This is a genomic window from Streptomyces sp. NPDC044002 (assembly GCF_056434525.1).
Genome location: NZ_JBWKEZ010000065.1, coordinates 4,943 through 14,218, shown reverse-complemented (window position 1 = coordinate 14,218; position 9,276 = coordinate 4,943). Strand labels below are relative to the sequence as shown.

The following is a 9,276-nucleotide window of genomic DNA, read 5'->3' as shown; positions in this document are numbered from 1 at the left end:
GGCGGGTCGGTCGTTTGGTGGGGTTGGGGCGGTTGTGGTGGTTGTCCCCCGCTTACTGTGCGTGTCACCTGGTCACCCGGGCGCCGTCAGACGGTGACGGAGACGGCCTTGCGCACCTCGTCCGCGATGTGGGTCAGGTGGCCCTCGGTGAGCGCCGGGTGCGACGGGAGTGCCAGCAGTTCCTCCGACAGGCGCTCGGCCACCGGCAGGGACACGCCCTGGTGCTGCTGGGCGAACGCGGGCTGCTTGTGCAGCGGGTAGGGGTAGCGCAGCAGCACCGGGACGCCCCGGGAGCGCAGGTCGGCGGCGATGTCGCCGGCGGACCGGCGGCCGCCGCCGGGCGCCACGCGCGCCGCGTACTTCCAGAACGCGTGCGTGGTGCCCTCCGGCTCCACCGGGAGCTCCAGTCCCTCGACGCCGGCCAGCCGCTCCGAGAGGTACGCGGCGTTGCGCCGCCGGGCCTCGACCATCTCGCCCAGGCGCTTGTGCTGGGACAGTCCCACGGCCGCCTGGACGGAGGTCAGGCGGTAGTTGTAGCCGACCTCGTGGGCCCAGATCATCCCCGGCCGGCCCTCGACGGGGCCTTCTCCGTGGCTGCGGGCGCGGCGCACCCTCTCCGCGTACACGGGGTTGTTGGTGAGGACGGCGCCGCCTTCACCGGCCGAGGTGATGACCTTCTGTTCGAAGAGGCTGACGCAGGCCAGGTCGCCGAAGCCGCCGACGGGCCGGCCGCCGATCTCGGTGCCCATCGCCTGTGCCGCGTCCTCGATGAGGGGGACGCCCGCCTCGGCGGCGACGGCGGTCAGGGCGGCCATGTCCGCCGCGACGCCGTTGATGTGGACCACCACGATGGCCTTGGTCCGCTCGGTGATCAGGGACTTCACCGAGTCGGGGTCCAGGCAGTGGGTGTCCGGGGTGACGTCGGCGAAGACGGGCCGCGCGCCGAGGTACACGACGGGGCTCGCCGAGCCTATGAAGGTGTGGGCGGGCACGATGACCTCGTCGCCCGGGCCGACGTCGAGGGCGTGCAGCGCCAGGTGCACCGCGGCCGTGCCGGTGGACACCGCGACGGCGTGCTCCACCTGGTGGCCGGCGGCCAGCGCCGCCTCGAACTCTTCGACGACGCTGTTGCCCAGCCCCACCAGACGGTTGGAGCGCAGGGCGGCCACCGCCGCCTCGATGTCGTCGTCCGTCAGCTGGGGCCAGCGCGGGAGTTCCTGGAAGGCGTTCAACGCGTCATACCTTTCGGTCCGTTGTTCACTGGTCGGTCGGGAGGTCGGAAGGGGCGGGTCAGCGCAGGCCGAGGGCGGCGCTCACCGTCCCGAACAGTTCGGTGTTCTCCCGCAGGCCGCGGACCTGGTGCGAGAGAGGTCCGCGGGCGGTGACGGGCACCGTGACGCCGGTGTGCTCCTGCGTCCCGCCGGGTTCGGCGGTGGTGGCGTACCCGAGGAGCATCCGGCCGCCCTCGTCGGTGAGGAGCGTCGCGGACAGCCCCGTCGGGCGGGCGTCGTCGGGCAGGATCTGGGTGGCGTGGCCGTGGTCGGCGGTGACGATCACGAGGGTGCGGGGGTGCCGCTCGGCGTAGGCGAGGGCGACCGCGACGGCCCGGTCGAAGGCCACGGTCTCGCCGATCTGGCCGCAGGGGTCGGCCTCATGGGCCCGGTCGTCGATCGAGGCTCCTTCGACCTGGAGGAAGAAGCCCCTGCCGGTGTCTCCGGGCCGGTCACGGCGGACGGTCAGCAGGTCGAGCGCGGCCTGGGTGGATTCGGCCAGGGTGGGGGTGCCGGCGGGCCGGGCGGGGTTCGCGGCCGTGCAGCGCACGGGCGCGGTGCCGCCGGGTGAGGCCGCCGGCCCGGTCCACTCGACCGGCACGTAGTCGGGTGCGAACAGTCCGAGGACGGGCCGGCCGGGTCGGGCCGCCGCCAGTTCCGTCCGGTCGCGCACCAGCTGGTAGCCGGCCGCCCGGGCCTGTTCCAGCACGGTGCGGCCGCGGTCCGGGCCGTCCGTGACGGTCTGGGCGAAGTGCCCGGCCCCGCCGCCGAGCAGCACGTCGGGGCGGGCGGCGACCGTCTGCTCCGCCGCGGAGCCCGCGCCGCCCGCGGCCCGGGTGTCCCCCGGGCACGCGGCCATGTCCGCGGGGCCCTTGCAGGAGCGGTCGGTGAGGTGCGCGGTCAGTGCGGCGGGGGTCGCGTCGACGACCGAGGCGGTGGTGACGCTGCCCGTGGCGTACCCCTGGCGGCGGGCCTTCTCCAGGAGGGTGGGCAGCGGCCGGTCGGTGTCGGGGGTCTTGGACAGGCGTCCGTTGACCGTCCGCCGGCCGGTGGCCCAGGCGGTGGCGCCCGCCGCGGAGTCCGTGACGTAGACCGGCCGGCCGTGTTCGTCGACCGAGGAGGTGGTGCGCCGGCCGGCCTCGTCCAGGGTGTCCATGGCCAGTCTGCCGGTGGCCCCGGCGGAGTGGTTCCGCGCTGCGGTGATCTCCGCGTCGCCCATCCCGTCGCCGATCAGCAGGATGACGCTGTCCGCCGGCGGCCGGCCGCGGTCCGGCCCGTCCGCCCCGGTGGCGGTGGCGGCGCCGGACACGGTCACCAGCGTGAGCAGCGCGGTGCCCAGGACGGCGGCGCGCCGCCACGGGCGCGTGCCGTGGGTGCCGTTCGTGCCGTGCCTCATCGTGTGCGGCCCCCCACCTGCGTGACGGCGCCGGCGGCCGGGGCGGGGGGCGGGTCCAGGACGACGCGGGTGCCGGTGGCGGCGGCGCGTCCGGCGGCCGCGGCCACCTCCTGCGCGCGCAGCGCCTCGTCGGCGGTGCAGGGGCTGGGCGTCCCGCTCGTCGCCATGCGGAGGAAGTCGCGGATCTCCTCCCGGTAGGCGACGGCGAAGCGGTCGGTGAAGTCCTGGTACGGGGGCTGCTCCGGGGGGCCGGGCGGGCAGCCCGGGCGGGACCGGTCGTTCAGCCGCAGCGGGGTGCGCGCGTCGAGCCCCACCGAGACGGAGCCGAGGGTGCCGAGGACCTCCACCCGGTGGTCGTACCCGTGGGGGTCGAGCCGGGAGGCGGAGAGCACCGCGCGGGTGCCGTCGGCGAGGGTCAGGACGGCGGTGGCCACGTCGTAGTCCGCACCGCCGAGGAGCCGCGCCCCGTCCGCCTGGACGGCGACCGTGCGCCGGCCGGTGAGCCAGTGCACCGCGTCGATGTCGTGGATGAGGCAGTCGGTGAAGATGTCGCCCGACGTCCGTCCGTACGAGGCGGCCGGCGGTTCGTGGTCGAACGCGGTGCAGCGCACCAGCAGGATCCGGCCGAGTCCGCCGGAGGCGATCCGCTCCCGCAGGGCCCGGTAGCCGGGGTCGCTGCGCCGCTGGAAGCCGACGTGCGTCCGGGTGCCGGCCAGCGCCCCGGCCAGTTCGCGGGCCTCGGCCGGGTCGGCTGTCAGCGGCTTCTCGCAGAACACCGGCAGGCCCGCACGTGCCGCGGCGAGCAGCGGGGCCCGCCGTTCGCTCGCGGGCGTCGCCACGATGAGCGCGTCCGCCCCGGCGACGACGTCGGCGAGGGCCGGCCGCGCCTCGACGCGGGCGCCGGTCTCCTCGGTCAGGGTGCGGGCCAGTCGGCGGGCGCCGTCGGTGTCGACGTCGTACACCAGCAGGTCGGGCCGGTCGGGCAGGTGCAGCAGTGTGCGCGCGTGAAGCCGTCCCATGCGGCCGGCCCCGACGATTCCCACTCTCATCGAAAGTCTCCGTTACAGCCCGTCGGCGCCCCTCGGGGGCCGGGGTGAGGTCCTGCGGCGGTAGGTCCGGCGTGCGTCGCCGGTGTACGTCGGCGGTGTGCGTCGCCGGCGTGCCGGGGCGGTGGCGTGTCAGTCGAGGACTGCGGCCCAGCGAGGGTCGGTCACGTCCACTCCCTTGCCGGCGAGCTCGGTGCGCAGCTCGACGCGGAGCTTCTCCAGGTCCGTGTGGGACTGGCGCAGGCTCGCGGCGAGCCGGACGCTGCGCCTGCGGTAGGCGGCGGGGGCGTCGGGCCGCTTGTTGAAGTCCTCCAGGAGCAGCGCGTCGACGTGGGCCGACCACGGCAGTTCATGGATGCCTGCGGCGATCTCGGCGGGCCGCAGCCGGTGCCAGTACGAGATGCCTCCGGCGTGGACCAGTTGCGGGGCGAAGACCTTGGTGCCGGGGAACGCGTGGAAGTGGGCGATCCGCAGCCCCGCCGCCAGGGCCATCAGCTGGTAGAACATCAGGCCGTCGAAGACGACCCGGATCACCTCGTTGCCGTTCTGGAGGTGGTGGTGGCGCTCGTGGCTGCGGACCTCGCGGCCGTCGTCGAGCACGTCCACCAGGCCGCCCTGGGGGAACGGCAGCGACGGGCCCTCCAGTGCCATGACCCGGGCCAGTGCGCGCTCGTGGTGGGGTTCGACGAGTCGCACCATGGCGCCGTCGATCTCCTTCTCCGGCCCCGGGGGGACGTAGGCGTACGCGGCGGGGGTGACCGGTCCGCCGATGGCCCGTTCGATCTCGGGGCGCACCCGCGGGTCGAGGGCCAGGAAGGGCGGCGCCGCCAGCGGGAGCGGGCCGTAGCTGAGCGGGCCGCTGACGGCCACGCCGGGTTCGAGGCCGTCCGTGCAACGGTCGAACCAGTCGCTCTCGGTCACGAAGCAGTCGACGTCGACGATGCCGAACGGCCGGTCCACGGTGCGCAGCAGGAACTCGAAGACCTCGTGGCTGCCGACCCGCTCGTCCAGGTCGAAGACGGGCCTGCCGCCGCTCATGCGGTCGCGCAGCCCGATCTCCTCCGCGTCGAGGGCGGAGCAGACGAACACGCAGTTCAGCCGCTCGGGGACGAAGCGCAGGAAGTGGTGGAAGACGTGCAGCAGCCCGGTGGAGAAGAAGCAGAACCACGGGGGGCTGTCGGCCGGGACGCCGGCCATGAACGTGCGGAACCTCTCGTCGAGGTGGAGCAGGGCTTCTTCGGTTCGTGCGTCGTCCGGGGAGTTCCCGGTCGGTCCGGTGGGCGTCACCATGTCGGGGCCGTTTCCGTGCGTTCCGCCGTGTCGTCGGGGAGGTGGGTGGTGCGGTGGGGTGCGCGGGACTCGTCGCGCAGGGCGCGGGGGCGGCACGGCGGGGTCGCGCCGGGCCGCCCGCCGTCCGGGCGCCGGCCGCGGTTCAGACGACGTCCCAGTACTCGCCGAGCAGGAAGGGCATCCCGAAGGAGACGGACGTCCTTTCGTTGGGCCGGTAGGCGGCCCGGGGGATCGTGCGGAAGTCCATGCTGACCCGGCTGATCTCCGTGTCGTTGACGACGTTCCCGTGCCAGGAGTTGGCCCCGTCGAAGGTGATGACCTCGCCGTACTCGGCGTGCACCGGTTCGTTGTCGATCCACAGGGTGTTGTTGCCGAACGCCCGGGTGAGGGGCACCCAGTAGTTGACCTCGGCGGGGTCGTGGCCGAAGTCGCGGTCGCGGTGCCAGGAGCCCACGGCCACGGAGTTGCGCAGGTGCACCCGGAAGGTGGGGACCCGCTGGAGGTAGACGTCGTCGGCGGTGTCGCCGAGCAGGTGCCTCGCCAGCGCGCGGTAGGCGGGTGAGACGGCGTCGAAGTTGTCGTAGAACCGCTTGTGGTAGGGCGTGCTCTGGTCGGTCTCCCGAGTGGCGAGCCACTCGCTGGCTGCCAGGCCCTCCAGGTCGTCCACCTCGATGACCTCGCGCACGAGGCCGGCGAGGGGGACCGTGGCCACGTCGTAGCGCAGCCGTGTGTACTTCGCCATGTGCTCTCCTCAGATCAGCATGCGGCCGCGCAGGCGCTTGCACCGGCGGTACCAGCCGCCGACCAGTTCGTCGATCACCGGATCGCCCGTCTCCCCGTCGCTGACCTGGTGGATCGCGCCGCTCATGCGCATCGCGGCGCGGCGGGTGGCGAGTTGCAGGGGAATGGTGGGCACGGTGAGGCCCTCCAGGCGGTTGCCCAGCCGTTCCAGCGGGCTGAGGTCGAAGAACTCGCGCTGCCAGCGCAGTTCGTTGTGACGCCAGTCCTTCAGGCCGTTGAAGCCTCGGCCGTCGTTGTGGTGCATCACGTCCTGGAGGTCCTGGACGATGACCCGTTTGCCGGCGGCGCGCACCAGGGTGGCGAGGATGACGCCGAGTCCCTCGAAGCCGCGGTAGTGGCCCTCGGGGAAGCGGATGTTCTCGATGGTCCAGCGGTTCACGCAGAGGATGACGTCGTCGACGGCGTGGACCTCGTACCGGTCCGAGCCGTAGTCGTGGACCTTGTCGTAGTCGGTGACCCGGCCGCGCCTGGTGTCCCGCTCGTTCCACCAGGCCAGTGACACGGTGTCGGATCCGCCGACCGAGCCGAGCATGCCCACGGAGTCGTCCTCGAACACGGACTGCGCGACTTCGGCCGGGTTCTTCCGCAGCTCGACGTCGTCGTGCAGCATCACCAGGCCGGTGATGTCGGAGTTGGCGGCCGCCTGGTCGAACATGGCGTTGTACGCGGAGAAGAGCGAGCGCTGGCCGCGCATGGTGAACACCGGGCTGCCCGGTGTGCGGACGCGCTCGATGCCCGGCAGGCAGATGCGCTGGAACAGATTGCCCGGACCGACGCAGACGCCGTAACCGATCACGTTGGTGACCTCCCTTGGGGATCGTGGACTTGGTCGGAGCACGCGCGAGGGCGGCCGGGACCGCCGCTCGGCGTGCGGGGCCCGTCAGAACCGGTAGGTCTCCAGCGAGCCGGTGCGCCGGACGTCGAGCGTGGCGCAGTGGAAGCCGCCGCCGAGGGTGCGCGAGTGGGTCAGCTGGAGCGGCAGCACGTCCGTTCCGTGCTTCTCCAGCAGCTTGATGAGCTCGGTCTGGCGGCGGTCCACCACCGCCAGGCCGGGGCGCACGACCAGCAGGTTCATGCCGATCCACACCGAGCAGTGCGCCTTGTCGCCGGTGAAGCCGATGTCCACCGGTTCGGGGCAGGTGATGGTCTCCCAGGAGCGCAGGAAGTCCGGCATGTTCTGGTCGTTCACCCGCGAGGGGTTGACCAGTACGAGGCCGGGCCGCAGCGGCACGATGGTGGAGTCCACGTGGGTGGAGGCGTACAGCTTGCGGCACGGGTGCACCGTGTAGGTGTCGCCGAGCGCGGACTGGAGCCACTTGGCGCCGAGTTCGTTGCCGCTGTCGGAGACCAGGTAGAGCAGGTCGGTGCCGAAGCGGAGCACGTTCGCGGCGTCGAACACCGGCTCCTTGTCGGTCAGGCGCTCGCCGGCCGGCGCCTGCGGGTCGTAGGACGCGTCGGTCAGCCGGGGCTTGGGGGCCGACAGCCACCGGGAGCCGCTGGCGAAGTAGTCCAGCAGGATGTCCTTGTAGGCGAGCGACTCCAGGAAGCGGGCGCGCAGCGCCATGGGCGTCTCGATGACGGTGTCGCCGACGGTCAGCAGTCCGTCGCGCGGGCAGTAGTCGTGGAAGCCGTCCGTCTCCCAGTCGGGGGTCTTGATGAGGGCGGCGTTGTCGCGTGCCGCGGGGCGGCGGACCGTGACGCCGAGTTTGGTCAGCTCCTCCGCCAGGACGCGGAGTTCCTCCTCCGTCTCCTTCACCACCCGGTCCGGGTAGGCGCCGGAGGGGATCTGGTCCTGGCTGTCGTAGTCCCCCGCGTACTCCACGGCGAAGACGCTGCGGTCGGCCCGGGGGACCCGTGCGCCCACCGCCGTGCCGATGATGATCTCCTCCAGCGGGTCCCATTCGTTGTGCACGTCGACGAGGCTCATGGCGCTCCTTGGGGTGAGTGGCGTGGCGTCGGCGGCCGGCGACGGGGTCGCGGGCCGGCCGGGTGCGCGGGGCACGGAGACAGCGGGCGGGACGCGTGGTGTACGGCTGTGGAGCGGTCACCGGGCGGGCCGGGTGCCGTTCGGGTGCGAGGGGGCGGCCGGTGGGGCGCCGCCGTGCGCGGAGGTGACGAGCGGGTCCGCGGGTGTCCTGTCCCTGTCCCGGGAGCGCCCCGGTCAAGGGCGCCGCACGGGATGTGGCTCCGTCGTTCCGGATCCGGGCCGTTCCCGATCACCGGACCGACTGAAGGCTAACACCGAGGTCTCGATCGGCGAATGCGTCGACTGCGGAACCCCCGTACGGCGAAGCGCGCCAGGTCGGCGGACCGGGCGCGGGGAAGCACGGCGAGCGCGGCGCCCGCCCGTGTGGGGTGGGCGCCGCGCTCGGCGGCGGCGTGCGTGCGGGAGGCGGAGGGGGCTCAGCGGCGCGGGAGGGCCTCGGCCACGGCGATCTGGGAGGGGTCGATGGCGGTCCGCCCGTCCTCCACGTCCCACAGGGTGTTCTGCAGGAGCCGGCCCAGGGTCCAGCCGGCCGCGCGCTCGCGGTCCAGTTCCAGGGCCTCGGTCAGCAGGTCGAAGCGGCGCCGCACCACCCGCGGGGCGTCCCCGGTGGCCTCGATCTCCTCCCAGCCGGTGTCCAGGGCCGGCCACAGGTCGAAGCCCGGGTCGCCGACCAGGGGTTCGGGGTCGATGGCGAGCCATGGTTCGCGCTCGGCGGCCAGCACGTTCCCGTAGTGCAGGTCCCAGTGCAGGAGCCGGTGGCCGGGCTCGTCCACCAGCTCGGCGACGGCCGACGCCCAGGCATGCAGCCGCCTCTGGTCGTCCGGGTCCGACAGCGAGACGACGGCCTGCGGCACGGCCTCCAGCATGTCGCGTGCGATGTCGTCGAGACGGCGCAGTCCTGGGGGCGCCGGGGCGGCGTGCAGCCGGGCCATCAGGCCGGCCAGGGTGTCCATGGCCGTGTCGTCGTCGACGACGGACGCGAGGGTGCGCGAGGCGTCCAGGCGCTCCAGCAGCATGGCGCTGCTCCCCGGGTCGTGATCGAGCAGCCGCACGATGCCGTCGCCCTTCCAGGCCCGCAGTCCGATCAGCGCGGCGGTCGTCTCCTCGCGGGGCATCTGGAGTTTCAGCGCGGCCCTGCCGCCGTCCTCGCGCCGCACCGGCACCACCAGCGAGGCCTCGCCGGAGCCGGCGGCGCCGTCCCGTTCCAGCCGCCACCGGTCGAGAAGGTCCGCGACCAGTGCGGGCAGGGCGGCGATCCAGGCCCGTTCCGCCTCACCGCCGTTCTTCGTGTACGACGTGATCAGGGCGTCGGGGACGGCGATGTCTTCCGGCGATGTCATGCGGGGCTTTCCTTCGGGGTGTGGAGTTCCCGCCGCCCGGGCGGCGGGAACAGAGCGGGGTCCGCCGGCAAGGGGGGGGGAGGACAGGGGGGGGGGGGGGGTGCCCGCTCCGGTCACCACCCCCAACCGGGTCCCGTGTGCCTTG

General features: G+C 73.5%; 8 protein-coding genes. All 8 read right to left on the bottom strand.

Annotated elements, in window-relative coordinates:
- Nucleotides 1–86: 86 nt before the first annotated feature.
- Nucleotides 87–1,232 (bottom strand): DegT/DnrJ/EryC1/StrS family aminotransferase, encoded by a 1,146-nt coding sequence (locus AC07A6_RS33625; RefSeq protein WP_478779642.1) that lies wholly within the window; start codon nt 1,230–1,232, stop codon nt 87–89.
- Nucleotides 1,233–1,290: 58 nt separating this feature from the next.
- Entirely contained in the window at nt 1,291–2,667 is a 1,377-nt protein-coding gene (locus tag AC07A6_RS33620; RefSeq protein WP_478779641.1) for an alkaline phosphatase, read from the bottom strand.
- Complete coding sequence (locus AC07A6_RS33615) at nt 2,664–3,716, bottom strand: Gfo/Idh/MocA family protein (RefSeq protein ID WP_478779640.1); 1,053 nt, start codon at nt 3,714–3,716, stop codon at nt 2,664–2,666. Before AC07A6_RS33615 ends, AC07A6_RS33620 begins: the two co-directional genes overlap by 4 nt.
- Nucleotides 3,717–3,845: 129 nt before the next feature.
- Nucleotides 3,846–5,003, bottom strand: a complete 1,158-nt coding sequence (locus AC07A6_RS33610; RefSeq protein WP_478779639.1) for a dTDP-dihydrostreptose--streptidine-6-phosphate dihydrostreptosyltransferase — start codon at nt 5,001–5,003, stop codon at nt 3,846–3,848.
- Nucleotides 5,004–5,145: 142 nt separating this feature from the next.
- A complete protein-coding gene (locus AC07A6_RS33605; RefSeq protein WP_478779638.1) occupies nt 5,146–5,745 on the bottom strand; it encodes a streptomycin biosynthesis protein StrG in 600 nt (199 codons plus the stop codon).
- Between the two features lie 9 nt (nt 5,746–5,754).
- The gene (locus tag AC07A6_RS33600) at nt 5,755–6,600 is read right to left on the bottom strand and encodes a glycosyltransferase (protein WP_362466706.1); all 846 of its coding nucleotides are present in this window, start codon (nt 6,598–6,600) and stop codon (nt 5,755–5,757) included.
- Between the two features lie 84 nt (nt 6,601–6,684).
- Nucleotides 6,685–7,731, bottom strand: coding sequence for an inosamine-phosphate amidinotransferase 1 (locus AC07A6_RS33595; protein ID WP_478779637.1), 1,047 nt, complete (start codon nt 7,729–7,731; stop codon nt 6,685–6,687).
- A gap of 476 nt (nt 7,732–8,207) precedes the next feature.
- Nucleotides 8,208–9,131, bottom strand: coding sequence for an aminoglycoside phosphotransferase family protein (locus tag AC07A6_RS33590; protein ID WP_478779636.1), 924 nt, complete (start codon nt 9,129–9,131; stop codon nt 8,208–8,210).
- Nucleotides 9,132–9,276 lie beyond the last annotated feature (145 nt).

Coding starts and splice junctions, on each gene's coding strand:
- AC07A6_RS33615 (WP_478779640.1), bottom strand. CDS start 3,716: ATGAGAGTGGGAATCGTCGGGGCCGGCCGCATGGGACGGCTTCACGCG.
- AC07A6_RS33590 (WP_478779636.1), bottom strand. CDS start 9,131: ATGACATCGCCGGAAGACATCGCCGTCCCCGACGCCCTGATCACGTCG.
- AC07A6_RS33610 (WP_478779639.1), bottom strand. CDS start 5,003: ATGGTGACGCCCACCGGACCGACCGGGAACTCCCCGGACGACGCACGA.
- AC07A6_RS33595 (WP_478779637.1), bottom strand. CDS start 7,731: ATGAGCCTCGTCGACGTGCACAACGAATGGGACCCGCTGGAGGAGATC.
- AC07A6_RS33605 (WP_478779638.1), bottom strand. CDS start 5,745: ATGGCGAAGTACACACGGCTGCGCTACGACGTGGCCACGGTCCCCCTC.
- AC07A6_RS33620 (WP_478779641.1), bottom strand. CDS start 2,667: ATGAGGCACGGCACGAACGGCACCCACGGCACGCGCCCGTGGCGGCGC.